Genomic DNA, 24783 nt, shown 5'->3' with positions numbered 1-24783 from the left:
GATTTCGTATAATTAATGGTTTTTCTATTATACCTGAATAAATACACTGCAATACGCACAGGAGCTTAAGCATGTTCGGCCATATCGATAAACCGCTGATTATGGGGATTTTGAATGTCACGCCGGACAGTTTCTCCGATGGCGGCAAGTATTCGGACGTCGATGCCGCTGTCCGGCAAGCCCGGCGCATGCTGGACGAAGGCGCCGACATCATCGATATAGGCGGTGAATCGACCCGGCCGGGTTCGGAACCGGTTGCCGCCGATGAACAGATACGGCGCGTGGTACCGGTGGTTGAAGCGATCAGGCAGCAGGTGTCGGCCGATATTCCGATCAGTATCGATACGACGTTGAGCGCAGTAGCCAAAGCGGCGCTCGAGGCTGGCGCCGGCATCATCAACGATATTTCGGCCGGCCGCGATGACGAGGCCATACTGGCGCTGGCCGCAGAAACCGATGCGCCGATCATCCTGATGCACAGCCAGGGCACACCGAAAACCATGCAGGACAATCCCTATTACGATGATGTCGTGCAGGAAGTGCTGGCGGCACTGCATCAGCAGATTGATGCGGCATTAAAGGCGGGCATTAGAAGAGAGAGAATAGCCATCGATCCGGGCATCGGATTCGGCAAGCGCAGACAGGACAATATCGATCTGCTGGCGCATCTTGACTCGTTCGTGGCCACAGGTTATCCGGTGCTGCTGGGCACCAGTCGCAAGCGCTTCATGGGCGCTATCTGCGCCGTATCGGAACCGTCTGAATTGGTGACTGCCACCGCCGTAACTACGGCTTTAGGCATTATGGCGGGCGTGCAGATATTCCGTGTGCATGATATCAGGGAAAACCGTCAGGCGGCGGATGTGGCGTGGGCGATTAAGCAGAGCAGGCAAGGGTTGTAATTTGCAACAGATTTAAATTGAGAATTGGCACTTTGCGCTGCCTCTGCGTGAACAGAGAATCAACAACGATTGTTGGTTTTTCAACAAACTACCGCCGCTCGATAATCTGAAAGCATTGATAGAACTGAAGATACAAGTTGGCAAGATTATTGCTTTAACAATAATTAAGTCACGTCATGATGCGTTACTGGTGCAGGGAGCTGTTCGTAAGCAGAGGTTGTTTCCAGGCTGAATGGTAAACGGGTGTTTTCAAAATTACGAAAAGTGCTCATCATGGAAAAACGTGACTTTGGCTTTAGGTGCATGGAGAACTATCGCTAGACCTATCTGTAATAGAGTATACCTTCCTGGTGAAGAACAAGCGGGTCCTTGTTTGTTCAACTTTTTACCTGCCTTCGGGCAGGTTTTTTTATCTTGAATCTACATCAGTTATAATAATCTAATCGATTTACAGGGCGGCAAGCCCGGCAGTACGCATGATGTACTGTTTTCTGACAATTCCTTCTGAATTACTCACTGAATGCAACCACAAGACCGAAATTTTGATTCCCTAATAGAAAGATTTGAGCAAAGAATCTATGGTACGCGCAAGGGCGACTGGCGGCTTAAGCTGGTCAAGGAAGATCTTGACAGCTTTTACCGGAATGAGCCATTGACAGTATGGGACGCCGGCTGCGGATTTGCTCAAATTGGTCTGTGGCTTGCAGGGCAGGGGCATCAACTGACATTGTGCGATTTGTCGGAAAAAATGCTGGCACGGGCGCAGCAGCAGTTTTCCGAGGCCGGCTTGCCGGCGCAGTTTCATCATGCTGCCGCGCAGGAACTGGCGCAGCAATTGCCCCAATTTGATCTGGTGCTGTTTCATGCCGTGCTGGAATGGCTGGCCGATCCCATGCCGTCTCTGCAGACAATAGCGGATCGGGTCAAACCGGGCGGTTCATTATCGCTGCTGTTTTATAACCGCAATGCCATGATTTATACCAATGCCCTGAAGGGGGAATGGCGCCTGAAGCGCCTGCTCGACGGCTCTTATTTGGCCAAAGGCAAGAATTTGACGCCGCCCAATCCGCAGTATCCTCATGAGGTTATCGAACAGCTTCAGCAATGGGGCTTTACCGTAACGGCCCATACCGGCATTCGGGTGTTTCATGATTACATGACCAGGGCTATTCGCGAACAAAGTGATCTGGATGAAATATTCGAGTTGGAATACCGCCATTGCCGGATGCCCACCTATCGCGAGATGGGGCGTTATATTCATTTGGTTGCACGAAGGGACTGAATTTTAAGGCGATATTTTAATTTTCCATGCCGCCAACTGCTGCGTAATGACATAAAGCACGGGCACGAACGGTATGGCCAGAAGCGTTGACGACAACATGCCGCCAAAAACCACCGTACCGATAGCCTGCTGGCTGGCCGCGCCTGCCCCCGAGGCGCCAAGCAAGGGCACGACGCCAAGAATAAAAGCGAACGAAGTCATGACGATGGGCCGGAACCGCCGACGGGTGGCTTCCACCGCGGCTTCCGTTACGGACATCCCTTCGGCCTGCAGTTGCCGGGCGAATTCGACGATCAGGATGGCATTTTTGCAGGCCAGGCCGATCATCAGGACCAGCCCCACCTGCGTATAAATATTATTGTCGAATCCCCGAATTAACAGCGCCAAGAGCACTCCTACCAGGGCCATAGGTACGACCAGCACAACGGCCAGAGGACTGGTCCAGCTCTCGTACAGCGCAGCCAGAACCATGAATACCAGCGTGATCGAAAGGGCGTAGATAAAGTAGGCTTGATTGCCCACCTGTTTTTCCTGAAAGGATGTTGCCGTCCAATCGATACTCATTCCTTTGGGCAGAATATTTTGGGTTAACTGTTCCATCAGGTTCAAGGCTTGGCCGGAGCTGAATCCCGGAGCCGCCGCACCGTATATTTGCGCGGAAGGGTAGAGGTTGTAGCGCATCACCAGTTCGGAACCCAGGGTCCGCTTGGTGTCCAGCAGAGTGCCCAGTGGCACCATTTCGCCCTGCTCATTCCGGACATACAGGTTCTTGATGTCTTCCGGCCGCAAACGGAACGGCGCGTCAGCCTGAACATAAACCTGAAAGACCTGGTTGAATTTGTTAAACAAATTGACGAAGGAGGAGCCCAGGTAGGCTTGCAGTGTGGAAAACACATTATTTAACGGAATATTCAGCGATTCCACTTTGGTTCTGTCAATATCCAGGAAAAGCTGCGGACTCGTGGCGCTGAAGGTGGAGGTCAAATGCTGCAGGCCCGACTGCGAATTACCCGCGCTGATGACTTCATTGACCGCTTTCTGCAACTCGCCAAGGCCAAGACCCTCGCGGTCTTCCACGATCATCTGGAACCCGCCTCCCTGGCCCAGGCCGCGGATAGGAGGCGGGATCAGCACAATGGACATCGCTTCCTCTATTGATGAGAGTTGGTGGTGCAAGCTGTCGATGATCTTGTCCTGGCTTAACTCGCTGCCACGTTTGTCCCAATCCTCATAAACGATGAACGTCGTTAGCATATTCGGGACGTTCGCGCCGTCGATTATGGACAAGCCGCCGATGGTGACCCAGGCTTCCAATCCGCGTGTTTTGCCGAGAATGCCATCCAGCGCCTTGCTGACGGCGGCCACCCGGGGCTGCGAAGAGGCCTCGGGAAGCTTGGTGATCACCATCGCATAGCCCTGGTCTTCGTTAGGCAGAAAACCTGTCGGATGAACGGCGAACCGCCAGGCGCTCACAGCAATGATCAATATGAACAGAAGGAACATGAGAAAAGCCCGCTTCACCATCCAGGCGACTAATTGCACATAGGCGTGTTCGAGCCAGCCGTAAGCTTTGTTAAAGCCCCGTGAGAACCAATTGGCTTTCTTTTCCCGGACCGGGCGCAGCCAGAGCGCGCACTGGGCTGGCTTGAGCGTCAGGGCGTTGATTGCGCTGATGACGGAAGTGGAGGCAATGACCAGGGCAAATTGGCGAAACAGCTGCCCGGTAATCCCCGGAAGAAAAGCCGCCGGCAAAAACACGGCCGTCAGTACCAGAGTGATGCCCATGACTGCCCCGGTGATTTCCTGCATCGCCTTGACTGTTGCTTCTTTAGGCGCCATTCCCTGTTCGATGTGATACGAGGCATTCTCGACAATCACGATGGCGTCGTCGACCACGATGCCCACTGCCAGAATCAAGGCAAACAAAGTCATCAGATTGATGCCGAAACCGAGCATGAACATGGCGGCGAAGGCGCCAATGAGGGTGACTGGAACGGTTGTCGCAGGCACCAGCGTGGCTCGCCAGTTCTGCAGAAACACCACCACCACGATAAGCACCAGGATGCCGGCTTCGAATAGCGTCCTATAGACGTCATCGATCGCGCTGCGGACGAATTTCGTGGTGTCGTAATGAATGTCGTATTTCAGGCCCGGCGGAAAATCCTTGCTCATGACCGCCATGGCCTGCCGGATTTTGTCCGCGACATCCAGCGCGTTGGCGCCGGGCAAGGTAAACACCGGCATTAACGCCGCCTTGTGGCCGCTGGACTTGGAAAAATTGCTATAGCTTTGCCGGCTGAGCTCGACGCGCGCGACATCACGGACGCGCACGATATGCGCCGACTCAGCGCGCGCGCTCTTGATGACGATATGCTCGAACTGCGCCGCATCCTCCAAACGGCCCAGCGCATTAACGGTGAATTGAAAGCCCAGGTTTGCAGGCGCAGGAGGGGCGCCCAGTTGCCCGGCAGCGACTTGTAAATTTTGGCGCTGGATGGCGTTGATCACGTCAAGCGCGGTCAAGCTGAAATAGTTGAGCTTTTCCGGATTCAGCCAGACCCGCATACTGTAAGGCCCCGCGCCCCGCACGGCGATCTGGCCCACGCCGGGCAAGCGGGCCAGCGGATTCTGCAGGTTGATGACGGCATAGTTGGAAAGAAACGTTTCATCAAACCGCTCGTCATCCGCATAAAGCGATACCACCAGCAAAATATCCGTGGACACTTTTTTTACTGTCACGCCTTGAGGCTGCACCGATGCGGGAAGCTGGGGCAGGGCGCTGTTAACCAGGTTCTGTACCAGCGTCATGGAGGTATTCAGATCGGTTCCGACGTTGAAGGTGATCGTTAGGGTATAGCTCCCGTCGCTGGTGCTCGTAGAGGACATATAGAGCGAGTTTTCCACGCCATTGACAGCCTGTTCGATAGGTATGCCCACCGTGCTCGCGACCACTTCAGCGCTGGCGCCTGGATAGCGTGTAGTGACCTGAACGGTCGGCGGCACAATAGATGGATATTGCGCTACGGGCAGATTCATAAAGCAAATCAGGCCCAAAATGATGGTAATGATTGCGATAACGTTGGCAAAAATAGGCCGTTCGATGAAAAATTCAGAGATCATGGCGCAGAGGCCTTCGGCAGGGACCCGCTTGCATTGTTCTCGCCACCGGTTAAAGGCTGCTGTACGGGATTCACCTTGTTGCCCGGAATGGCGTGAAGGAGCCCGTTCACAATCACCCGGTCCTGATCGCCGAGCCCTTCTTCGATTACCCGAAGGTCGCCCGCTGCAATGCCCAGTTTGACTGAGCGGCGTTCAACGACGTCATTATCGTTTACTGTCAACAGGTACGAACCGAGTTGGTCATGGCCGACGGCTGTTTCCGGCACGAGCAACGCCATTTTTTCGGAGTTGACTACGAGGAGCCGCACGCGAGCGAACAGCCCGGGCAAGATCGTATTATCGGCATTGGGATAAATGGCGCGCAATAACAGGGTGCCTGTTGTCGGCGTCACGGAAATGGCAGTGAAATCCAAATAACCAGTGTGAGGATAGCCTTTCTCGCCGGAGAGCGCGAGAAAGGCTGGAATCTTCATTTTTTCCGCTTCGTATGGCCCAATATGGGTCTTTTTGATAACTCTCAGCAAGTCCGTCTCGTTGATCGTGAAGTAGGCGTAGATAGGGTCTACCTGGTTAATTTGAGCCAATGGCGTAAATTCACCAGCGCCCACGAGGTTGCCCGGATCTTTGAGGCGACGGTCGATGCGCCCGGCAAAAGGCGCGGAAACTTGCGTGTAGCTCAGGTCCAGTTTTGCCAGATCCCGATTGGCTTCAGCGGCGGCCAGTGCGGCCCGGGCGTTATCACGCTGAAACTGCCAATTGGTCACATCGGTCTGAGCCGCCGCACGTTGCCGGACCAGCTCTGTGAACCGCTCCAATTCAGTCTGCGCGTGATTGAGACTGGCTTTTTGCTGGAGCACCTGAGCCTCCGCCTGTTTTAGCTTGGCCTGATAAGTGTTCTGCTGGATCAGGAACAGCGGCTGGCCCTTTTTGACGCGATCGCCATCGTTGAAAAAAACCTTTTCCAGATATCCTTCCACGCGCGCCACAAGCTGCACTGTATTAAAAGCTTGGGTGTTGCCGGTAAGTTCCAGATAATCGCTGACCTGTTGATGAAGGGGGTGGCTCACTGTGACTTGTGGGGGAGGTGGGGGCGCATAGACGTTCTTTTCTTCACATCCCGAGATAAAAACCATCATCATTGATAGCCATCTTGCACTATTGCGCTTCAGCATGGCTCTTTACCTGACATAGAGGCCGCCTTACTGGTGATCTGACCGTAATTGAAAATATTCCATTGCAATGCTGGCCAAAGTTAGCGCTCCTGCTTTTCCAGAGAAACCTATCGCCCAGGCTGAATGTGCCGACATCGGTGGATGGCAAACCGAATGCGCCGGTGAGCGAGAGAGCGTGATGCAATTGCATTTTTATTGATAGGCTACGCATAGGTCCTCTTCTCTGTCTGCGACTTCCTGTTTCGATAATGAAGCCAGTGCGCTGCGGTAACGCTTTAAATCAGTGGCGGCAGCGCGCCATTGATATTTATGGCATGACTTCATTAGCACAACCTTTCAGTCATGCGTAGCCGCATCAGCCAAGGCCCAATTGTGGTGTAGGCCAGAATTTGGGCAACTTTTCGTTCAAATCGATAGATAATTTAAGCCTGATAATGGTTTGCGTGTTTTCTGAAATTGAAGATAGACAGTAGCAAGGGTTGAGATAGATAGTCAATACGGAAAAAACATTGCAATACCCGTAATTTGATCAAGACAGACCTTGCTGCAAGAGTGAAGATCATGCCTTCCTTGTAAAGGCTCGGTGGGAACTGGGAGTGACGCTTCTTTATCTTTCGATGCCGGCCTTTAAGACTTTTAAAATACGGCATCGTATTGAGGCGCAATCCTTGTGTTCTTGGCAATCATCTATTTTCTGCTCTTCGGTCTGATAATAAAGAATACTATGATTGCTTTGGTACATTCATAAAATTGAGCTTGAGTCTTGATAAATGTCATTTATCGTGTATAATGTTTGGATCAGTCGGGTGCTTAGCTCAGCTGGGAGAGCATCGCCCTTACAAGGCGAGGGTCGGGGGTTCGAACCCCTCAGCACCCACCAGACTTAAAAAGGTTTCTTATCGTTTGGAAGGTCAACCTTCCAAACGGCAAACATTTCCCCCGAACAATTCCTTCAAGACAAACAATCCGCATCATTATGCACGGGGTTGTTCACCCGATTGCTGACCGGCGTCAGCAGCATGTCGCGATAAGCCTCTGACTGATCAAAAGACAAAACATCGACCGCTTCGGTTTTTTTATCCAGCCAGTCAGCATAGTGTTCGGTCCTGACGATGACGGGCATGCGGTCGTGGATTGATGCGATTTTTGTGCCGGCGCCAGTGGTGATGATTGCGCAGGAATAGATCGTTTCCGATTCATTTTCCCAATGTTCCCAGATGCCTGCAAAAGCGAACAAGCGATTATCCGGATAATGGATGTGGTAAGGCCTCTTGCCTGATTCGGTACGCTGCCATTCATAAAAACCGGTCGCTGGAATCAAGCAGCGGCGTTTCCTGTAAGCCGATCTGAACGCTGGCTTTTCGGCCAATGTTTCTGCCCGTGCATTGATCATTCGATTGCCGATGCTGCGGTCTTTGGCCCAAGAGGGAATCAATCCCCAATGCAGATAGGCGGCCTTGTTGCTGCCGTCTTCCAATTGAACAATATTGAGAATTTTTTGTCTTGGGGGAATATTATAGTCAGGCTGATAATTGGCCAGACGCCGCAGGCTGAAATGCTCAATAATCTGCTGCTCTGAGGCTATCAATACAAAACGTCCACACATAATGCACCCGCAACTGATTCAACTGGAACAAACCTTCGACAAGTCCATTCTATCAAGAATTCATGATCCATTGCTTGAACGCCATGAAATCGAGTTGTGGATCAAACGCGACGATTTACTGCATCCGATCATCTCCGGCAATAAATGGCGAAAGCTCAAATATATTCTGGATCAGGCTTTGTCGTCAGGCGTGCATACGATCATCAGCATGGGCGGCGCTTATTCCAACCATTTGCATGCACTGGCTTATGCAGGGCGTGAATTGGGATTGAAAACGACAGGGCTTGTCCGTGGCGAACAGCCGGATGCATTAAACCCGACGCTGGCCGACGTGCAGAATTGGGGCATGGAGCTGAAATTCGTGTCTCGTTCCGATTACAGAGCGCTTCGCCACCATAAAGGCTGGCAGGATCTGCCAGGCATCGAGCCGCAGCAATACTGGCTGCCGGAAGGGGGCGCTCAGGCCTTGGCGTTGAAAGGCGTGGCGGAACTGGTTCAGGAAATCGACATACCTTATGACGTGCTCTGCGTGCCTTGCGGCACCGGCACGACGCTGGCCGGCATTGTTGAAGCCGTCCCGGAGAATGTAGCGGTTATCGGTTTTGCGGCATTGAAGAACGCGAATTTTTTAACGGGAGATGTCGAATCGCTGCTGAGTCGGCCCTATACTAATTGGCAAATCAATCTGGATTACCATTTTGGCGGTTTCGCGCAAGTCGATGCCGAATTGATGAACTTTATCGCCGCTTTCGAGCTTAAGGCACCTATTTCGCTGGAGCCGGTCTATAGCGGCAAAATGCTTTACGGGCTTTACAATTTGATTGCCAAAGGCTATTTCAAGCCCGGCCAGCGAATTATTGCTGTCCATACCGGCGGTTTGCAGGGAAAAAGAGGATTTTGCCAATGAAAAGAGTGTTGGAACCGGAATTGATGGAAGATGAAGCGCAGGTCAGGGCCTATGCCGAAGCCGACTTTGAAATACCGCACAGCCAGTTCATTGAGCGCCTGCAGGTTTTCGTTAACGAACCCGACTTCAGCGGCACGGCTTTGGATTTAGGCTGCGGCCCCGGCGATATTAGCCGCCGTTTTGTCCAAGCCTATCCATTGTCCGAAGTATATGCTGTCGATGGTTCGGCGGCGATGATAAATTATGGTAAGTTATCGATAACTGATGAACTGAAATCGCGCATCAAGTTTATTCATGGTTTATTGCCTTATGTAAGCTTGCCGCAAGCCAGCTATGGCATTATCTTCAGCAATAGCCTGCTGCATCACTTGCCGGACCCTATGGTGCTCTGGGATGTCATTAAAAAATATGCCGCGCCGGGAACGCGGATAGTGGTCATGGATTTATTGCGCCCGGACAGCATTGACGAGGCATTAGCGATGGTTCAGGCCTATGCAGCTGATGAGCCGGACATTCTCAAACGGGATTTTTATCAATCGTTGCTGGCGGCGTTTCGCATGGAAGAAATCGCCGAGCAAATAGCACAGGCTGGTTTGGATCTAAACATTGAACAAATCAGCGATCGACATGTTTTTATCACAGGTATTGCAACCTGACAGCTTAAGGTGTAGTAAAAAATGGACATAACTGAAACAGACGAAATAATAGATCTTCAAAAACCTGAGCTGTATATCAATCGTGAATTAAGTTTGCTGGAGTTTAACAAACGGGTCCTGGCGCAGGCAAAGGATGAAAAGGTGCCGCTGCTGGAGCGGCTCAATTATCTATGCATCTCCAGTTCCAACCTGGATGAGTTTTTTGAGGTCAGGGTAGCCAGCGTGTTGCAGATGGCGACTATGGACCCCAAGGCGATAGGGCCGGACGGCTTGACCCCGCATGAACAATTGGAGCAGATTTCGGTCAATGCCCATCAGCTGGTTGACGAGCAATATGAAGTCCTGAATGATATGCTTATCCCGCTGCTCAGCGAGCAGAATATCCATTTCATCCGCCGCAGCAAATGGACTGAAGCGCAGCGTAAATGGCTGGAAAACTATTTCAATGATGAACTGCTGCCGATTCTGACGCCTGTCGGCCTCGATTCGGCGCATCCTTTCCCGCGCATACTCAACAAGAGCTTAAATTTCATTATCTCTCTGACCGGCAAGGATGCGTTCGGCCGCAATAGCGGCAGGGCGATTTTACAGGCGCCCCGCGCATTGTCGCGCCTGGTGCAATTGCCTGCCGAGGAGACCGGCAGCGGGCCTGCTGATTTCGTGTTTTTGTCATCGATTATTCATGCCTTCGTGGGCGATTTGTTCAATGGCATGACGGTCAAGGGCTGTTATCAGTTCCGCGTGACGCGCAACAGCGATTTCTTTGTTGATGACGATGCGATAGACGATTTATTGCTGGCTGTTGAAGGCGAGCTGGCCATGCGTAACTATGGCGACGAGGTGCGTCTGGAAATCGATGCCAATTGCCCGGAAGAAACCGTGAATTTCTTACTCGGCCGCTTCGGCTTGACGCGCGACCGCCTGTATCTGGTGCACGGCCCAGTCAATCTGAACAGGGTGCAGGAGATTATTGACTTGGTGGAGAGGCCCGATCTCAAGTTCGTGCCGTTCAAGCCCAGCGTGCCGCCGCAACTGGCGCGCAACAAGGACATTTTTGCGGAGATCAAGCGCAATGACATCCTGCTGCATCATCCGTTCGAATCGTTCTCGCCGGTTGTCGAGTTTCTTCGCCAGGCGGCCGCCGACCCGGACGTATTGGCGATCAAGCAGACGCTGTATCGCACCGGCGCCGACTCGCCCATCGTCAGCGCTTTGGTCAAAGCGGCCAGAGCCGGCAAGGAAGTGACTGTCGTCATCGAATTGAGGGCGCGCTTCGACGAAAAAGCCAACATCAATCTGGCATCCAAGCTGCAGGAAGCGGCCGTGCATGTGGTGTACGGCGTGGTTGGCTATAAAACTCATGCCAAGATGTGCCTGGTGCTGAGAAGGGAAGGCAGTCAATTGTGCAATTATGTCCATCTGGGCACCGGCAACTATCATCCCAAGACGGCGCAGCTTTATACCGATTATGGCCTGTTTTCCTGCGATAAGGAATTAGGCGAAGATGTCCGGCGCGTGTTTGCCCAACTGACCAGCTTAGGCAAAGTGACCAAGCTGAATAAATTGTTGCAGTCGCCGTTCACCTTGCATAGCGGGCTGATCGACAAAATCGAACGCGAAATACGCCACGCCAAAAACGGCAAGCCGGCAAAAATCATCATCAAAGTCAACGCCATCGTTGAAGAGCAAAGTATTCAGGCCCTTTATCGGGCTTCGCAGGCCGGAGTTGTCGTTAAGCTGATCGTTCGGGGCGTCTGCTGTTTGACACCCGGAATTTCCGGAGTTTCTGAAAACATAGAAGTTCGATCCATTATCGGACGCTTTTTGGAGCATGGCCGTGTGTACGCGTTTGAGAATGACGGCAGCCGGGAAATTTATACCTCCAGCGCCGATTTAATGAATCGCAACATGTTCCGGCGCGTCGAGATCTGTTTTCCCATCGAAAACAAAAAACTACATGACCGGATTTTGCATGATCTGGATCTGTATCTGCAGGATAACACGCAGGCATGGATACTACAGCCCGACGGCAGCTATCAGCGGCTTACGCAAACGGCTGATGAGGAGCCAATACAGGCTCAGACCATGCTCCTGAACGAACTGCTGTCTTAAGAGGTTCACCATGCGCGAGATTGTCCAATTGGGTGCCGAGGTACTAAGAAAAAAGGCGGAAGCGGTTGGTGATGTGCATGACGATGATATCCGGCGGATAATCGCCGATATGCAGAGCACGCTGGCGGGTACGCAGGGCGTCGGCATTGCCGCGCCCCAGATCGGCGAGTCAAGACGGATCATCATCGTGGCATCGCGGCCTACGCCTCGCTATCCCCATGCGCCGCAGATGGAGCCAACAGTCATGATCAATCCGGCATTTGAACCCTTGTCGGATCATAAAGAAAAGGACTGGGAAGGCTGTTTAAGCATTCCGGGCATCCGCGCCTTGGTGCCGAGGTATCGGGAGATCCTGATCCGTTACACTGATCAGCAGGGAAATTTCGTGGAATTAAAGCTGGATGGCTTTGTTGCCCGGATTTTTCAGCATGAGTATGATCATCTGGAGGGCAGGGTGTATCTGGATAGCGTTGAGAATAATCGGGATATTTTTTCCGAGAAAGAATATTTCAAACTGATGGAGGGCCGTTAAGTAAAAAACGTATCCCTTTGCCAGTATTGGCTGGCTATCCACTCAAGTATTAATGCCAAAACTTAAGTCAGAAAATTTTTTGCCAGTTTCAGATTAACAATCGAAACATTAAGTAGTCTATGATGCCTAAGTATTAAGACCTAAGTATTAACACTGGGAGAACATCATGAGGACATTTAAACTTGACGATGGTACTGAGTGTTTGACGAAGGATTTTGTCGATGGCTATTCTAAATTTACGCTTGATGACGGTACTGAGTATTTGGCAGAAGATTTTATCGATGGGTATCTAATTGATCCGCTCTTGTTGGAGGAAAGACCGATACCAAAATCGCCTTTCATCATGCGTCATATCAGTCATAAATTTTCAGTGCATTATTTAATTAGGGGATGCATCATCTGTTTGGGTATATTTGATAATTTTGAAGATGCCCTGGGCTACGCTAAAAATATGCCTTTCAAGCACAATTAGGCCCAAGGCTTAGCACGGTTTTAAACTGCTTTACCCAACGGTAACTTCCGGGACGGTGCGGGAAAATAAAAACTTAAGTCAGTCAGCTACAGATTAACAATTCTGGGACTAAATGGTCATCATGATTATGACTAAGGTTAAGGCCTGGGGGTAATCATGACTAAGTTTAAACTTGACGATGATACTGAGTATTGGGCTGAAGATTTTGTTGATGGATATTTGATTAATCCACTCTTTTTACCCAATGTATTGACTCCCAAATCACCTTTCATCATTCGCACTGAACATGGATTTTCGGTTCATTACTTAAATACCGGCGCTGGTGAGCAGTTCATGTGTTGGGGCGTTTTCGAGAGTCTTGATGATGCTCTAGACTGCATCAAGAACGGGTCCATTTTTCGTAATGGACATTAATATTGGCGCAATTATTAACCACGTTTTCTCCTTTTCCTTCTTCTGCGTTTCGATGGTGCCGCCTGGCTAGACTTTAGCGGAGCAGAACTTGAATTGCAGATGTAATATCTATATCAAATCATCTTTTTTTAAAATAAACATCAAAAATGATGATATTATAAAGAGCTAATATTTGAAGCTCTTATTAAAGCTACAGCTCAATAAAAACTATAAAATACTTGGATAAAATTTCAGGAAATTGCATTGAATCCCAACCATTTACTTACTTTCGCCGTCGTTGCCCGTTTCAAGAGCATCACGCTGGCCGCGCAGCATCTGCATCTGGGGCAGCCGGCCGTCTCGGGACAGCTAAAGTTGCTGCAGAGCGAGGTCGGTGAGGCGCTTTACGAGCGCAAAGGCCATCAGATCGAATTGACGCCGGCCGGTAAAGGTTTGCTGGAATATGCCCAGAAAATGGATGCCGATTTTAATCAGGCCATTGATTATGTGCGTTGTTTGCAGCAGATCAATACCGGTTTTCTGCGTTTGGGCTCCACGACTACGATCGCCAGCTTTTATCTGCCTCAGCATGTCGTGCAACTGCAGAAGCTGTATCCGGGGGTACAGGTATTTATGAAGACCTGGGATACGGCGGAAATCATCCGCAATCTGGGCGACCTTGATCTGGGCTTTATTGAAGGGCCGGTGGACGAGGATGAATTGCCCGGAAACTATGAGGTTGTGCCGTGGCAGGATGATGAAATCGTGCTGGTTTTGCCGGAAGATCACAGCGTAGCACAGGAGTATCCGGAAAGCGTGCCTTTGGAGGTTTTTACCCAGCATCCGGTGATCTGGCGCGAACCCGGTTCGGGAGCCAGACATGTGGTCGAGCGAGCTTTGGCCACAGCCGGCATTGTGGCGCCTGTCAGTATCGAAGTGACCGGCGTTTCCGGCATCAAAGAGTCGGTCAGGGCTGGGTTGGGCATCGGTTTTGCCTCTTCGCAGGCGCTGCGCCATGAGGCGAAAGGCCTGGTGGCGCGGCGCATCAATCCGCCGGACGGTCTGTTCTGGCATTTGAATATTGTTGCGCCCAAGCAGATCATTCAGTCCAGGGTGACTAAGGCATTTCTGGAATTATGCCTTAAATGAATAAATTTCAGGTTTTTACCAGAGGATAATATGAGATTTTTGTTTGCTTTAATTCTGTCGGCAGGTAGTGCCTATGCAACAGCTGTACAGGTCCTGTCGGTAACGGAAGTTGCTCCCGGCATTTATACGCATAGGGGTGTGCATGAATTGCCCGATACTAAAAATCATGGCGCTATCGCCAACATCGGGTTTATTGTCGGTGAACGCTGTGTAGCGGTTATTGATACGGGCGGCAATCCGCAGCAGGGCGAGTCCTTGAAACTGGCGATCAAACACGCGACTTCCAAGCCGGTTTGCTATGTTATCAACACACATGTCCACCCGGACCATATCTATGGCAACAAGGCCTTTAAAGAAGCCGGGGTCAAGTTCGTAGGTCATGAAAAACTGGCCCGGGCCATGGCGACACGCGGCGCTTACTATATCGATAAGGCAGCCGACCAACTCGATGTCAAGCTGACTGCCGACGATATTATTCCGCCTGATATAGTCGTCAAAGATCACCTGGATATCGATCTGGGCGGACGCACATTAAAGCTGACAGCCCATTCTGCGGCGCATACCGATAATGATCTGACCGTCTATGACGAACAGACCGACACCTTATGGATATCGGATTTGCTGTTTATAGAGCATTTGCCCGTGATAGACGGCAGCCTGAAAGGATGGTTGGCCGAGCTTGAAATACTGGAAAGTCATCCTTACAAGACCGTGATTCCGGGGCATGGGCCGATAGTCAAGGATTGGCCGAAAAGCATGCAGCCTGAAAAAGACTATCTGGAAATGCTGCTGACGGAAATCAGGGCCATGATCAAGCAGGGCAAGTATCTGGAAGAGGCCGTGGAAACAGTCGGCTATTCAGCGAAAGGGCAGTGGCAGTTGTTCGATCAATTCCACCGCAAAAACGTCACGACCGCTTTTGCCGAGTTGGAATGGGAAAATTGATTTTTACGATATCGGCAAGAATCTTGCCGGTGTTTTATTTAGCGATTGGAGTTTTATAGCATGAAAAAACAGAAAACAAGATCCTGGCTTCTTGCTTTGCTGCTGATGCCGGCGCTGGCTTTGGCGGAAGGCGATGAGACCGAATGGACCAGCAAGATAAAGAATCAGTATTTTGCCGGCAAATCGATCGAGGAATCCAATGACATCATCGAAATCGAGGCGCCTTATCGGGCAGAAGATCCGGCGCTGGTGCCTATCAAGATTGTCAGCAAGATACCTCAAACTAAAGACAGCTACATTAAAAAAGTCCTGGTGCTGGTCGATAAAAACCCGTTTCCGTATGTCGGCGAGTTTGAATTTACGCCGGAAAGCGGCAAGGCCGATCTGGCGATGCGGGTTCGGGTCAATACTTACAGCAATATCCGCGCTATCGCTGAAATGAATGACGGCAAGCTGGTCATGACCAAGAAGTTCGTTAAAGCCAGCGGAGGCTGCTCCGCCCCGATAGGCGCCGATCTCGATGCCGCCATGCAGCGCCTGGGCAAGATGAAATTCAGGCTCGATGAAGGCGTTAAAATCGGCGAGCCGAACCTCACTCAACTGCTGATCAGTCATCCGAACATTACTGGCATGCAAATGGATCAGGTTACACGGTTCGTGAAGAAATCCCATTTCGTCAAGGAAGTGCGCGTTTCATTTAACGACAAGGCGATCCTGACCGCCAAAACCGATATCGCAATCAGCGCCGACCCTAATTTCAGGTTTTACTTTGTTCCGGACAAAGCCGGCGTGTTGAAGGCCGAGGTTTCCGATACCTCATGCGAGAGCCCGACCAGCCGCGATGCCTGTACGGCCGGCAACAGCTATAGTGAAACTTATACGCTCAATCCCTGATCTTGAGCTGTCGATAGATCGCTGATTAACCGCGAAGGTCACGAAGAAACTGTAAAAAACTTCGTGCCCTTCGTGGTTTCAAGCGTTGATCGGGTAATTTGCCCGGATTATTTTACGAAACAGCTTTTCTCCGCATATTCCTCGGCTTCTTTTAGCCGCTCACGCAGATCTTTGGCTCTCTTGGGATCGCGGAAAACACCGCCGCCCTCGCCGGGCATCTTGCGCAAATAGGAAACGGTTTGCGCTGCCTCGTATTCCTCGAATTTTAACTTTTCGGCAATTTTGTCGATTTTACAGCCGCAGGCGTATTGAGTGATGTAAGTCAGTCCCCCGTGTTTGGCAACGCAGTTCAGAACATATTCGACGCGATCACGGGTAGGATAATCGCTAACAAAAGGCGCGGGCTCGGCCGCCGCCTGCTCTGCGGGTTTTTCCGGGGTGGTGGTGCAGCCTGCAAGAACGGTCAATAATGCGGCGCTTAAAATTGAGTTGATGTTTTTCATTGATAGTTTCTTATTCCCATAAGTCAGAAAGTGAAAAAGCATGCTCTGCAAAAGGAGCGATGGCTATTGGATCTTCGTCGGCATAAGAACCGGTCAGCAGCCAATGCCGGTCACGCAGTTCATACGCCTCCAACGTTTGCAAAACCGGATCGATCAGCCAGAGATAGCCGACACCCAGTTCCGCATATATTGGCATTTTAACAATCCGGTCGACGCGTACTGTTGACGGCGACAGTATTTCGCAAGCCCAGTCAGGGACTATCTCAAACCATGCCGTTTCCGGCAGCGCCGGCATGATTTGCCGGCGCCAGCCGGCAAGATCCGGCACAAGAACATGCGGTCCCAGATGGCATTCCGGTTCATCCATGATCCACCAGCCGCCAGGCCCGCCTTTGCCTTTTTGAAACGGCGAGACTAATTCATCACCCAGCGATGAAGAAGCCAAAGCATGCTTGGGCGTGGGCCTTGGATGCGTTTCCAGGTGGCCATTGATAATTTCACCGACGATATTCTCCGGCAAATCAAGGATGTCCTGGTAGCTGGCTTGCTTAAAGGCTGTATTGGTCATGGTGTGCTATCGGCCTATTGTTCAACGGCAAAATCGACAATTTGTTTTAACAGCGCGTTCATTTTAACGGAGAATTCGTTCAATTCCGGATTTTCAGTGTCAGTCGGCAATAAATGCGTTGATACGATGGTTTTGCCCTGGTAATTATACATGACCACATTGCAGGGCATGTGTCTGACTGAATGCGGCGACATCAACAGCAGGGTTTTCGCATGCGTCAAATTGCAGAACTGTATCGTGTCATAGTCGGGAAAATCCTTGGTGCCTCGGTCGCGAATGACTTTACCGATGCGGCTGTGCCCGGTTATCCTGAAATTGTTTTCGGCGATGGCGCTTTCCAGTTCAGCCAGGACATCATCATAGGGTTTGGTTGTTTCCACCTGATAATACGGTATGAATTCGCCGGCCGGTTGCGACGCGCATCCTGCCAAGATCAGCAGGCAACTGAAAATAACGGATCGTTGAAACATCTGTAGGTCACCTGATTCAAGGATTAATAAGCTTAGCATCATGAACAGTCAAACAAAAGTCACAGGCGTGATTCTCGCTGGCGGCCTGGCCAGGCGCATGAACAATCAGGACAAGGGCCTGATCAATTTCAAAGGCAGGCCGATGATCAGTTATGCCATCGCCGCCATGACGCCTGTCGTCGATCAGCTCATCATCAATGCCAATCGCAACCGCGAGCGCTACCGGCAATTTGGCTTGCCGGTCGTGGCTGATCAGACCGATACTTTCGACGGGCCTTTGGCCGGCGTGTTGACAGCCATGATTCATGCCGATGCGGATGTGCTGCTCGTCATGCCCTGCGATTCGCCTTTGGTGAAGGCCGAACATTTGCGGAAACTGCTGTCTGCGCGCGCCGAACAGGATGCCGATGTTGCCGTCGCCTTTGACGGCGAGCGCCTGCATCCGGTTTTTATGGCAATCAGGATCACGCTGAAATCCAGCCTGGAAGCTTATTTGTCCAGCGGCGAGCGTAAGATCGGCCTGTGGCTGGAGCAGCTGAATAGGGTGAAAGCGGATTTCAGCGATACGCCCGGCATATTCACTAATGTCAATACGATGACCGAGCTGTCAGCGCTGGAGGCCGGCATTGATTAATTTTACCGATGCTATTAGCGGTAGATGTTGACTATCGGGACAGGAGCGCGTTTATCGCGGGCGTTGCCTTTGAAAACTGGCAGGATGCAATTGAAAAAAGCGTGTTCAGAAGCAGGCTCGACGATATCGAAGACTATATATCGGGGCAGTTTTACCGCAGAGAGCTGCCGTGCATACTGAAACTTATTGAAGAGCATGAGCTCGTTCCTGATTTAATCGTCATCGATGGATTTGTCTATCTGGACGGTAAATCAAGGCCGGGTTTGGGTAAGCATCTGTATGACGCATTACAAGGAAAAATCAGCGTGGTGGGCGTCGCTAAAAGACCGTTTAATGATATTGCTCAGGAATGTGAACTCTACAGAGGAGCGAGTAAAAAGCCTCTTTATATCACCAGCGTTGGAATACCGTTATCTGAGGCGAAGGATCACATTAAATCCATGCATGGTGAATACAAAATCCCTGCTTTGCTAAAGAAAGCCGACCGGATTTCCAAAACTATGCCATAGCCGGAAGTTAAGCATTCATTGATTATGATAGAAATATTTGGCAAGACTTATAAGAAAGCCGGACAGCGTACTGTCCGGCTTGGGTGAATAAAATCAGCGTTGATTTTGCAGCGCTGCAATACGCTCTTCCAACGGAGGATGGCTCATGAACAATTTTTGCACGCCTCCGCCGTTAATGCCGAAAGCAGCCAGTTGGCCAGGCAGGTCTTCCTGTTCTCCGCGTTGCAAAGCCCGTAACGCGCTGATCATTTTTTGACGGCCGGCCAGGTTGGCGCCGCCCGCATCGGCCCGGAATTCTCTGTAGCGCGAGAACCACATGACCAGCATGGTGGCCAGAAAGCCCAGCGCAATTTGCGCGACCATCTGCACGATATAATAAGCCGGGCCGTAGCCTTCGCCTTCCTCGTTCCGGAAGATCGTGCGATCGACGACATGACCGATCACGGTGGCGAAAAAGTAAACAAACGTGTTGACCACACCCTGCATCAACGCCATCGTGACCATATCGCCGTTAGCGACATGGCTGATTTCGTGGCCGACAACCGCTTCGACCTCGTCGGCGTTCATGTTTTGCAGCAGGCCGGTGCTGACGGCGACCAGCGCGCTGTTTCTGTTCGCGCCCGTAGCGAATGCATTCGGTTCATGAGCCTGAAAGATGCCGACTTCGGGCATGCCGATGCCTGCTTGCTTGGCCTGTTTGGCAACGGTGTTGACCAGCCATTGTTCAGTCTGGTTTTGCGGATATTCAATCACATGAACGCCCATGGCGCTTTTGGCGGTCCACTTGGACATGAGCAGAGAAATTATTGAACCTGTCATGCCGAAAACTGCCGAAATGATCAGCAAGGAGTTAAGATCCAGATTTACGCCGCGCGCATGCAGAGCGCCGCCCAGGCCTAAAAGATTAAAGATAATGCTGATGACCAGCATTACCGCGATATTGGTAGCCAGAAAAAGAAGAATACGCTTCATGATAAAAAGTCCTTGAAGATTGAGAGGTTGCCAATGATATAGGGACGGAATAAATTAATTCAATAGAGTTGGGGAATGAAAATATAAATATTAATTTAATAATGGAGGGCATCATCATGTTTTTTAAGAGAATAATGTTGTTCGGCTTGCTTCTGTTTAATGCCGGCCTGGTATTTCCACAATCAGGACGTTATCAGGATGTCGTCAAACAACTGCAAGTGCCGCCCGGTTTTCGTATCTCTATTTTTGCCGATGATGTTCCCAATGCCCGCTCTCTGGCGTTAGGCGACAACGGAACCGTTTTTGCCGGCACAATGCAGCAAGGTTATGTTTATGCTGTGCAGGACAGCAATCGCGACGGCGTCGCCGATAAACGTTACGTCATCGACAGGGAGTTGAACATGCCCAACGGCGTAGCCTATAAAAATGGCGCGCTTTATGTAGCTGAAGTCAATCGCATTATCCGCTTCGACAATATCAGTCAGCATCTGGACAATCCGCCCAGACCGGTCACCATCTACGATAAACTGCCCTCGGATCAGCATCATGGCTGGAAATACCTGCGCTTTGGGCCGGACAACAAGCTCTACACAGCGGTCGGCGCCCCCTGCAATATCTGTAACCCTCGAGAAGAAATGTATGCCTCTTTGGGACGGCTGAATCCTGATGGCAGCGGAGCTGAAATTATCGCTCGCGGCATCAGGAATACTGTCGGCTTCGATTGGGAGCCGGTCAAGAAAACGCTGTACTTTACAGATAATGGCCGCGACTACATGGGCGATGACATACCGCCCGATGAGCTCAACAAATGGTCTGTCAAAGGCGAGCATTTCGGCTTTCCCTATTGTCATGGCGATGATATACCGGATCCCGAGTTTGCCGGCGATAGAAAATGTCAGGAATTCACCAAACCAGTCTGGAAAATCAAAGCGCATATGGCTGCGATAGGCATGCGTTTTTATCAGGGCAAACAGTTTCCGGCCGAGTATAAAAATCAATTGTTTGTCGCCGAGCATGGTTCCTGGAACCGCAGCGCGCCAGTAGGCTATCGCGTTGCCCTGATAAAATTCAGCCAGGGCAAGCCTGTTACAGAACAGCCCTTTGTCAGTGGCTGGTTGACTAAACAGGGCAAGGTGCTGGGGCGTCCGGTGGATGTGCTGGAAATGCCGGACGGCAGTATACTGATCAGCGACGATAAACTGGGCGTTATTTACAGAGTGGAATACAAAAAATAATGAAAAAACAGTTTGAGATTATCGACAGGAAAGTCGGCTACCAGGGCTTTTTCCGGCTAGAAACGTACCGTTTGAGACATTCCCTGTTCGCCGGCGGTTGGAGCGACGAGATTGATCGCGAGCTGTTTATGCGCGGCAATTGCGTAGCCGTTTTGTTATATGATCCCGATGCCGATAAAGTCGTGCTGATCGAGCAATTCAGAGTGGGGGGAATTTTGCAGCCCGAGAAAGCCTGGATGCTGGAGATTGTTGCCGGCGCCATAGAAGAAGGCGAAACGGCTGAGGAAGTCGCTTATCGCGAGTCAATGGAAGAAGCGGGCTGTGAAATTCAGGAATTAATGTTGATTAATGGATTTTATACCACTCCCGGCGGCTCTTCCGAATGGATTACCCTGTTTTGCGGCAAGGTCGACAGCACTCATGTCGGCGGCATTCATGGCCTGGATCATGAGCACGAGGACATCATGGTGCGCGCCGTGCATTTTGATGAAGTCTATCAGATGCTGGAAGACCGCCTGATTGAATCCGCCATTCCCATCCTCGCCATCCAATGGCTGGCTTTGAACAGGCCAAAGCTTAGGCAGAAATGGGTCAAATAATTTTTGCTGTACGGCTTATTAAAGATATATACATCATTAAATTATTAATTATAGAAATAACATCAAGTTAAGTATCAACAAGTTGTGCAATTATTCGGTCAGCGATTTTTTATGTACTTATACTCAATAGTATAAAAAACAGAACACACCGGTCTGGCATGCCATATGCCCCAGATCAATCTCGTGCAACAGAGTGTGGAGAGTGGTATGAGCAGGAACAAGGTATTGATCGTCGGACTTTTAACCTTTCCTAGTGTATGGGGGCATGCGGCCGAAGCTGATCGGATGTCGGCAAGTGTGCGTAAACTGGCGGTCTCTTACGAACAAGGTCGCGGCATTCAACAGGATTGCAGGAAAGCCTTCAAGTATTACCGCAGGGCCGCTGATATGGGCGATGCCTATTCCCGCCGCATGGTAAAAGACTATCAGGATGCTGAAGCCTTTCATGATTCAGTCTGTAACCCAGCGCCAAAATTCACATCTTCGGCTTTTATTGACAGTCCCGGCCGAAAATTTGTCGAGTCCTGGGTTAATAAAATTGCGCCTGTCTATGGCATCGATCCCAATCTGGTACTGGCCGTCATCCAGACTGAATCGGCGTTCAATCAAAAGGCTCTGTCCAGTAAAAACGCGCAGGGACTGATGCAACTGATTCCGGCTACTGCTGAACGCTTTGGCGTCAGGGATGTATGGAATCCGGTTCAGAATATTACCGGCGGCACGGCTTATTTGAGCTGGCTGATCCATCATTTCTCAGGCAATGTCGAACTGGTGCTGGCCGCCTATAACGCGGGCGAAGAGGCGGTAGAGCGCTATCAGGGCGTGCCGCCTTATGAAGAAACCCGGAATTATGTCAGACGCATACAGGCCTTATATAAGAAAACGATGCATCCGATTCCTGCAAAACCTATTGGAAATATCGCTCCGATACATCAGGCCGTCTTAAGGAGCATGCCTGGGGGTGAAGGTGATCTATTTTATCTTGGCCAGCGTCAGCGATAATTCCCGGCTGAATTCACCGAGCAGAGCGCTCAACGCATTGACGGTGCCCGTATATGATGTATCGGAAAGCGGCTGCTCAATTCTGGAATGGCCGTGAGTCAGTATTTGGTGATTTTTCTCATTCATGATGGCCCAGCCGGCTTCCAGATTGGCGGAACGGCCGGGATGCGTGTCGAACCGGACGACATCCACGATAATGCGGTAATCCACTGAGCCGAATGCGCCCCAAGGATAGGACCGGACAACATCGTCAGGCATCAGCAGCGCAAGGTCGCGCGTCAATACCTGAGTGATATTTTCTTTTAACGGCGAAGCCCATTGGTGAAATTCGGCGATTTCTATATTGTTGTCCGCCTTTCGGGTCACTATCTTTTGACGTTCGATCAGCGCCGGAATAGAGACGGGGCCTACACCGATCAGGCGTTGTTTTTCCATGCCTGTCGCTGATGCAGGCGGCTTGCTGAAGGGTTCCAGTACATAAAAACTGGTCGGTGGCGTCGAGGCACAGGCCGACAGCAACAACAGACTGCCGATCAATAGCCAGTGTGAAATTTTCATAGGCATTTATTCCTCTTTCTTGCCGCGAATTAATGAATCCGGATGCTGTTCCAGAAAATCGGACAACTGCCTGACCGAACTGGCCGCCTGCGAAAGCTCGCGGAGCAGTTGTTCCAGTTCGTACCGCGCCGTGGAGCCGGGTTCAAAGGTGTTTAATACCTGCTGAGCCGAGGTAATGGTATGGTTAGCGTTGCCTAGCGTGCCTTTAGCCGACTTGAGCATGTCGGTTGCCGCTTTCGATGTGCCCTGCAGCGATATCAGCGTCGTGTCGATATCCTGGGTCAATTTGTCCAGCGGTAATTTGGCCACTTTATTCATGATGATATTGGCCGATTGTGTAAACTGATCCATGGAACTGGCCGTTGTTGGAAACTGGGGATGAGGCGTCGTGTTGTCGCTCAGGGCAATTTTGCTGTCCGGATAAAAGTCCAGGTCAACAAGAAGTTGGCCGGTCAGCAGGCTGCCCGTTTGCAATTGCGCACGCAAGCCTTTTTTGATCAGTCTTGCCATCATGTCCTCGTCGCTGACCCCTGGCTGACTGTTCACTTCCTTGATACGTTCGGGTTCCAGTTCCACGATGACCGGCACGCGTATTTCCATGGTTTTTTTGTCGACTTCCAGATTGATGCCGGTGACCTTGCCGATCGGGATGCCGCGCAACTGCACCGGCGCGCCTTCCGTCAGACCGCGTAGCGAGCCCTTGAAATACATGACATATTTCAGCGTGTTTTTGTAGACAGTCTGGGTTGATTGCTCATAGGTATCATACAGCTGAAACAGCGTGTTTTCAGGCTGGATGTCAGTGGTCTTATCCTGAGCCGATGCCCGGAAAGCGATGCCGCCGCTCAACAGGGAGATCAAAGGTCCGGTTCTGACTTTAAAGCCGTCGGCGCCGGCCGATAAGTCGACGCCGCTGTCTATCCAGAAACGCGTGTTTTTTCTGACAAACTGATCGTAAGGGGAATTGATGAATACGGTTAAGCGTATGGCATTGGCCTCGGCGGACAGCTCATGGCTGAGCACTTCGCCGACGATAATGCCGTGAAAATTAATCGGCGTGCCGGGGCGCATCGAGCCCAGATTGCTGGTTTCCAGTATGAATTGTTTGCCGTCGACATGGGTTTTCAGCAAGGGCGGTGTGGTGAGACCGGTAAAATGCTCCTGTCTGCGGCCATTGCCGGGCTTCATGCCTATATAAGGCCCGGACAGCAAAGTGCCCAATCCCGAGATGCCGCCCAGGCCGACCTGAGGCCTTACCACCCAGAAACTGGTGTTTTCCTTCAGATAGCCGGCGGCCGTGCTGTTCATCTGCGCCGTCACGCGAATGGTTTTGTTGTCATCATTGATCGAAATGGCCGTTACTTTGCCGACTTCGACATCAAGATAGCGTATTTTGGTTTTATCGACTTCCAGTCCTTCCGCCGTAGGGAAAGCGATCGTAATAACGGGACCTTTTTCCATGTGCGATTTATAGATCAGCCAGCCGCTGACCAACAACGCGATAACCGGCAGGAACCATACCAGCGGTAATTCGGATTTTTTGTTGAGCGCTACGTCTGTGGCGTCGTAAGAATCGTTAAAGCTGTTCATA

At 51.0% G+C, this 24783-nt stretch carries 25 protein-coding genes and 1 tRNA gene; 17 read left to right on the top strand and 9 right to left on the bottom strand.

Going from position 1 to position 24783, the window contains the following annotated elements; translation table 11 throughout:
• Positions 1 to 71: 71 nt before the first annotated feature.
• Together folP and ACTNE6_RS11115 are read left to right on the top strand one after the other, a co-directional pair.
• Positions 72 to 902 (top strand): dihydropteroate synthase, encoded by an 831-nt coding sequence (gene folP, locus ACTNE6_RS11120; RefSeq protein ID WP_442496736.1) that lies wholly within the window; start codon positions 72 to 74, stop codon positions 900 to 902.
• 520 nt (positions 903 to 1422) lie between these two features.
• A complete protein-coding gene (locus tag ACTNE6_RS11115; protein WP_442496735.1) occupies positions 1423 to 2184 on the top strand; it encodes a methyltransferase domain-containing protein in 762 nt (253 codons plus the stop codon).
• A gap of 3 nt (positions 2185 to 2187) precedes the next feature.
• On the opposite strand, the gene ACTNE6_RS11110 is transcribed toward ACTNE6_RS11115, so the two are convergent.
• Together ACTNE6_RS11110 and ACTNE6_RS11105 are read right to left on the bottom strand one after the other, a co-directional pair.
• On the bottom strand, positions 2188 to 5304 hold the full coding sequence (locus tag ACTNE6_RS11110) for an efflux RND transporter permease subunit (protein ID WP_442496734.1): 3117 nt from the start codon (positions 5302 to 5304) through the stop codon (positions 2188 to 2190).
• Positions 5301 to 6476, bottom strand: a complete 1176-nt coding sequence (locus ACTNE6_RS11105) for an efflux RND transporter periplasmic adaptor subunit (protein WP_442496733.1) — start codon at positions 6474 to 6476, stop codon at positions 5301 to 5303. The genes ACTNE6_RS11110 and ACTNE6_RS11105 overlap by 4 nt, the downstream gene beginning before the upstream one ends.
• Positions 6477 to 7280: 804 nt before the next feature.
• On the opposite strand from ACTNE6_RS11105, the gene ACTNE6_RS11100 reads away from it, so the two are divergent.
• Positions 7281 to 7356, top strand: a tRNA-Val gene (locus ACTNE6_RS11100).
• A gap of 72 nt (positions 7357 to 7428) precedes the next feature.
• Here the strand turns inward: ACTNE6_RS11100 and ACTNE6_RS11095 are convergent.
• Complete coding sequence (locus ACTNE6_RS11095) at positions 7429 to 8082, bottom strand: SOS response-associated peptidase (RefSeq protein ID WP_442496732.1); 654 nt, start codon at positions 8080 to 8082, stop codon at positions 7429 to 7431.
• A gap of 1 nt (position 8083) precedes the next feature.
• Here ACTNE6_RS11095 and ACTNE6_RS11090 point away from each other — a divergent pair, with 1 nt between their 5' ends.
• The 9 genes from ACTNE6_RS11090 (at position 8084) to ACTNE6_RS11050 (ending at position 16142) form a co-directional block, all read left to right on the top strand.
• Positions 8084 to 8989: a 1-aminocyclopropane-1-carboxylate deaminase/D-cysteine desulfhydrase gene (locus tag ACTNE6_RS11090; RefSeq protein ID WP_442496731.1), complete on the top strand. Its 906-nt coding sequence runs from the start codon at positions 8084 to 8086 to the stop codon at positions 8987 to 8989.
• Positions 8986 to 9645 (top strand): class I SAM-dependent methyltransferase, encoded by a 660-nt coding sequence (locus ACTNE6_RS11085; protein WP_442496730.1) that lies wholly within the window; start codon positions 8986 to 8988, stop codon positions 9643 to 9645. Before ACTNE6_RS11090 ends, ACTNE6_RS11085 begins: the two co-directional genes overlap by 4 nt.
• Positions 9646 to 9666: 21 nt before the next feature.
• The gene (gene ppk1, locus ACTNE6_RS11080; protein ID WP_442496729.1) at positions 9667 to 11757 is read left to right on the top strand and encodes a polyphosphate kinase 1; all 2091 of its coding nucleotides are present in this window, start codon (positions 9667 to 9669) and stop codon (positions 11755 to 11757) included.
• A 10-nt stretch (positions 11758 to 11767) separates the two neighbouring features.
• Positions 11768 to 12289 carry a peptide deformylase gene (gene def, locus ACTNE6_RS11075; RefSeq protein WP_442496728.1) on the top strand — a complete coding sequence of 174 codons (522 nt, stop codon included), beginning with the start codon at positions 11768 to 11770 and terminating at the stop codon, positions 12287 to 12289.
• Positions 12290 to 12455: 166 nt separating this feature from the next.
• A complete protein-coding gene (locus ACTNE6_RS11070) occupies positions 12456 to 12761 on the top strand; it encodes a hypothetical protein (RefSeq protein WP_442496727.1) in 306 nt (101 codons plus the stop codon).
• A gap of 156 nt (positions 12762 to 12917) precedes the next feature.
• Positions 12918 to 13175, top strand: coding sequence for a hypothetical protein (locus ACTNE6_RS11065; RefSeq protein WP_194970751.1), 258 nt, complete (start codon positions 12918 to 12920; stop codon positions 13173 to 13175).
• 243 nt (positions 13176 to 13418) lie between these two features.
• Positions 13419 to 14303, top strand: coding sequence for a LysR substrate-binding domain-containing protein (locus ACTNE6_RS11060; protein WP_442496726.1), 885 nt, complete (start codon positions 13419 to 13421; stop codon positions 14301 to 14303).
• Positions 14304 to 14333: 30 nt separating this feature from the next.
• Positions 14334 to 15248, top strand: coding sequence for a quinoprotein relay system zinc metallohydrolase 2 (locus ACTNE6_RS11055; RefSeq protein ID WP_442496725.1), 915 nt, complete (start codon positions 14334 to 14336; stop codon positions 15246 to 15248).
• A gap of 60 nt (positions 15249 to 15308) precedes the next feature.
• Complete coding sequence (locus tag ACTNE6_RS11050) at positions 15309 to 16142, top strand: quinoprotein dehydrogenase-associated SoxYZ-like carrier (protein WP_442496724.1); 834 nt, start codon at positions 15309 to 15311, stop codon at positions 16140 to 16142.
• A gap of 107 nt (positions 16143 to 16249) precedes the next feature.
• Here the strand turns inward: ACTNE6_RS11050 and ACTNE6_RS11045 are convergent, their stop codons facing one another.
• The 3 genes from ACTNE6_RS11045 to ACTNE6_RS11035 are packed head-to-tail and all read right to left on the bottom strand — an operon-like array spanning position 16250 to position 17683.
• Positions 16250 to 16645 (bottom strand): hypothetical protein, encoded by a 396-nt coding sequence (locus tag ACTNE6_RS11045; RefSeq protein WP_442496723.1) that lies wholly within the window; start codon positions 16643 to 16645, stop codon positions 16250 to 16252.
• Between the two features lie 10 nt (positions 16646 to 16655).
• Positions 16656 to 17213: a Uma2 family endonuclease gene (locus tag ACTNE6_RS11040; RefSeq protein ID WP_442496722.1), complete on the bottom strand. Its 558-nt coding sequence runs from the start codon at positions 17211 to 17213 to the stop codon at positions 16656 to 16658.
• Between the two features lie 14 nt (positions 17214 to 17227).
• Positions 17228 to 17683, bottom strand: a complete 456-nt coding sequence (locus tag ACTNE6_RS11035; RefSeq protein ID WP_194970756.1) for a DUF302 domain-containing protein — start codon at positions 17681 to 17683, stop codon at positions 17228 to 17230.
• A 40-nt stretch (positions 17684 to 17723) separates the two neighbouring features.
• Between ACTNE6_RS11035 and mobA the strand changes: the two genes are divergently transcribed.
• Both mobA and ACTNE6_RS11025 read left to right on the top strand, forming a co-directional pair.
• Positions 17724 to 18317 carry a molybdenum cofactor guanylyltransferase MobA gene (gene mobA / locus ACTNE6_RS11030; RefSeq protein ID WP_442496721.1) on the top strand — a complete coding sequence of 198 codons (594 nt, stop codon included), beginning with the start codon at positions 17724 to 17726 and terminating at the stop codon, positions 18315 to 18317.
• A gap of 8 nt (positions 18318 to 18325) precedes the next feature.
• A complete protein-coding gene (locus tag ACTNE6_RS11025) occupies positions 18326 to 18826 on the top strand; it encodes an endonuclease V (RefSeq protein ID WP_442496720.1) in 501 nt (166 codons plus the stop codon).
• A 93-nt stretch (positions 18827 to 18919) separates the two neighbouring features.
• Here the strand turns inward: ACTNE6_RS11025 and htpX are convergent, their stop codons facing one another.
• A complete protein-coding gene (gene htpX, locus ACTNE6_RS11020; protein WP_194970759.1) occupies positions 18920 to 19798 on the bottom strand; it encodes a protease HtpX in 879 nt (292 codons plus the stop codon).
• A gap of 116 nt (positions 19799 to 19914) precedes the next feature.
• On the opposite strand from htpX, the gene ACTNE6_RS11015 reads away from it, so the two are divergent.
• The 3 genes from ACTNE6_RS11015 (at position 19915) to ACTNE6_RS11005 (ending at position 22634) form a co-directional block, all read left to right on the top strand.
• On the top strand, positions 19915 to 21033 hold the full coding sequence (locus ACTNE6_RS11015; protein ID WP_442496719.1) for a PQQ-dependent sugar dehydrogenase: 1119 nt from the start codon (positions 19915 to 19917) through the stop codon (positions 21031 to 21033).
• Complete coding sequence (locus ACTNE6_RS11010; protein WP_442496718.1) at positions 21033 to 21632, top strand: NUDIX domain-containing protein; 600 nt, start codon at positions 21033 to 21035, stop codon at positions 21630 to 21632. The genes ACTNE6_RS11015 and ACTNE6_RS11010 overlap by 1 nt, the downstream gene beginning before the upstream one ends.
• A gap of 207 nt (positions 21633 to 21839) precedes the next feature.
• Positions 21840 to 22634 carry a transglycosylase SLT domain-containing protein gene (locus ACTNE6_RS11005; protein ID WP_442496717.1) on the top strand — a complete coding sequence of 265 codons (795 nt, stop codon included), beginning with the start codon at positions 21840 to 21842 and terminating at the stop codon, positions 22632 to 22634.
• Here the strand turns inward: ACTNE6_RS11005 and ACTNE6_RS11000 are convergent.
• Both ACTNE6_RS11000 and ACTNE6_RS10995 read right to left on the bottom strand, forming a co-directional pair.
• Positions 22605 to 23192, bottom strand: coding sequence for a PqiC family protein (locus tag ACTNE6_RS11000; protein ID WP_442496716.1), 588 nt, complete (start codon positions 23190 to 23192; stop codon positions 22605 to 22607). The two genes, ACTNE6_RS11005 and ACTNE6_RS11000, sit on opposite strands and share 30 nt — an antisense overlap.
• Positions 23193 to 23198: 6 nt before the next feature.
• Positions 23199 to 24782, bottom strand: coding sequence for a PqiB family protein (locus tag ACTNE6_RS10995; RefSeq protein ID WP_442496715.1), 1584 nt, complete (start codon positions 24780 to 24782; stop codon positions 23199 to 23201).
• Between the last annotated feature and the right edge of the window lies 1 nt (position 24783).

This window comes from Methylobacter sp. sgz302048 (genome assembly GCF_052162025.1).
GTDB lineage: Bacteria > Pseudomonadota > Gammaproteobacteria > Methylococcales > Methylomonadaceae > Methylobacter.
The sequence above is the reverse complement of the archived record's forward strand: the minus strand, read 5'-3'. Positions and strand labels throughout refer to the sequence as shown.

Excerpts from the sequence above, each read along its gene's own strand:
- folP (WP_442496736.1), top strand. The coding sequence starts at position 72 with ATGTTCGGCCATATCGATAAACCGCTGATTATGGGGATTTTGAATGTC.
- ACTNE6_RS11115 (WP_442496735.1), top strand. The coding sequence starts at position 1,423 with ATGCAACCACAAGACCGAAATTTTGATTCCCTAATAGAAAGATTTGAG.
- ACTNE6_RS11110 (WP_442496734.1), bottom strand. The coding sequence starts at position 5,304 with ATGATCTCTGAATTTTTCATCGAACGGCCTATTTTTGCCAACGTTATC.
- ACTNE6_RS11105 (WP_442496733.1), bottom strand. The coding sequence starts at position 6,476 with ATGCTGAAGCGCAATAGTGCAAGATGGCTATCAATGATGATGGTTTTT.
- ACTNE6_RS11095 (WP_442496732.1), bottom strand. The coding sequence starts at position 8,082 with ATGTGTGGACGTTTTGTATTGATAGCCTCAGAGCAGCAGATTATTGAG.
- ACTNE6_RS11090 (WP_442496731.1), top strand. The coding sequence starts at position 8,084 with ATGCACCCGCAACTGATTCAACTGGAACAAACCTTCGACAAGTCCATT.
- ACTNE6_RS11085 (WP_442496730.1), top strand. The coding sequence starts at position 8,986 with ATGAAAAGAGTGTTGGAACCGGAATTGATGGAAGATGAAGCGCAGGTC.
- ppk1 (WP_442496729.1), top strand. The coding sequence starts at position 9,667 with ATGGACATAACTGAAACAGACGAAATAATAGATCTTCAAAAACCTGAG.
- def (WP_442496728.1), top strand. The coding sequence starts at position 11,768 with ATGCGCGAGATTGTCCAATTGGGTGCCGAGGTACTAAGAAAAAAGGCG.
- ACTNE6_RS11070 (WP_442496727.1), top strand. The coding sequence starts at position 12,456 with ATGAGGACATTTAAACTTGACGATGGTACTGAGTGTTTGACGAAGGAT.
- ACTNE6_RS11065 (WP_194970751.1), top strand. The coding sequence starts at position 12,918 with ATGACTAAGTTTAAACTTGACGATGATACTGAGTATTGGGCTGAAGAT.
- ACTNE6_RS11055 (WP_442496725.1), top strand. The coding sequence starts at position 14,334 with ATGAGATTTTTGTTTGCTTTAATTCTGTCGGCAGGTAGTGCCTATGCA.
- ACTNE6_RS11050 (WP_442496724.1), top strand. The coding sequence starts at position 15,309 with ATGAAAAAACAGAAAACAAGATCCTGGCTTCTTGCTTTGCTGCTGATG.
- ACTNE6_RS11045 (WP_442496723.1), bottom strand. The coding sequence starts at position 16,645 with ATGAAAAACATCAACTCAATTTTAAGCGCCGCATTATTGACCGTTCTT.
- ACTNE6_RS11040 (WP_442496722.1), bottom strand. The coding sequence starts at position 17,213 with ATGACCAATACAGCCTTTAAGCAAGCCAGCTACCAGGACATCCTTGAT.
- ACTNE6_RS11035 (WP_194970756.1), bottom strand. The coding sequence starts at position 17,683 with ATGTTTCAACGATCCGTTATTTTCAGTTGCCTGCTGATCTTGGCAGGA.
- mobA (WP_442496721.1), top strand. The coding sequence starts at position 17,724 with ATGAACAGTCAAACAAAAGTCACAGGCGTGATTCTCGCTGGCGGCCTG.
- ACTNE6_RS11025 (WP_442496720.1), top strand. The coding sequence starts at position 18,326 with ATGCTATTAGCGGTAGATGTTGACTATCGGGACAGGAGCGCGTTTATC.
- htpX (WP_194970759.1), bottom strand. The coding sequence starts at position 19,798 with ATGAAGCGTATTCTTCTTTTTCTGGCTACCAATATCGCGGTAATGCTG.
- ACTNE6_RS11015 (WP_442496719.1), top strand. The coding sequence starts at position 19,915 with ATGTTTTTTAAGAGAATAATGTTGTTCGGCTTGCTTCTGTTTAATGCC.
- ACTNE6_RS11010 (WP_442496718.1), top strand. The coding sequence starts at position 21,033 with ATGAAAAAACAGTTTGAGATTATCGACAGGAAAGTCGGCTACCAGGGC.
- ACTNE6_RS11005 (WP_442496717.1), top strand. The coding sequence starts at position 21,840 with ATGAGCAGGAACAAGGTATTGATCGTCGGACTTTTAACCTTTCCTAGT.
- ACTNE6_RS11000 (WP_442496716.1), bottom strand. The coding sequence starts at position 23,192 with ATGAAAATTTCACACTGGCTATTGATCGGCAGTCTGTTGTTGCTGTCG.
- ACTNE6_RS10995 (WP_442496715.1), bottom strand. The coding sequence starts at position 24,782 with ATGAACAGCTTTAACGATTCTTACGACGCCACAGACGTAGCGCTCAAC.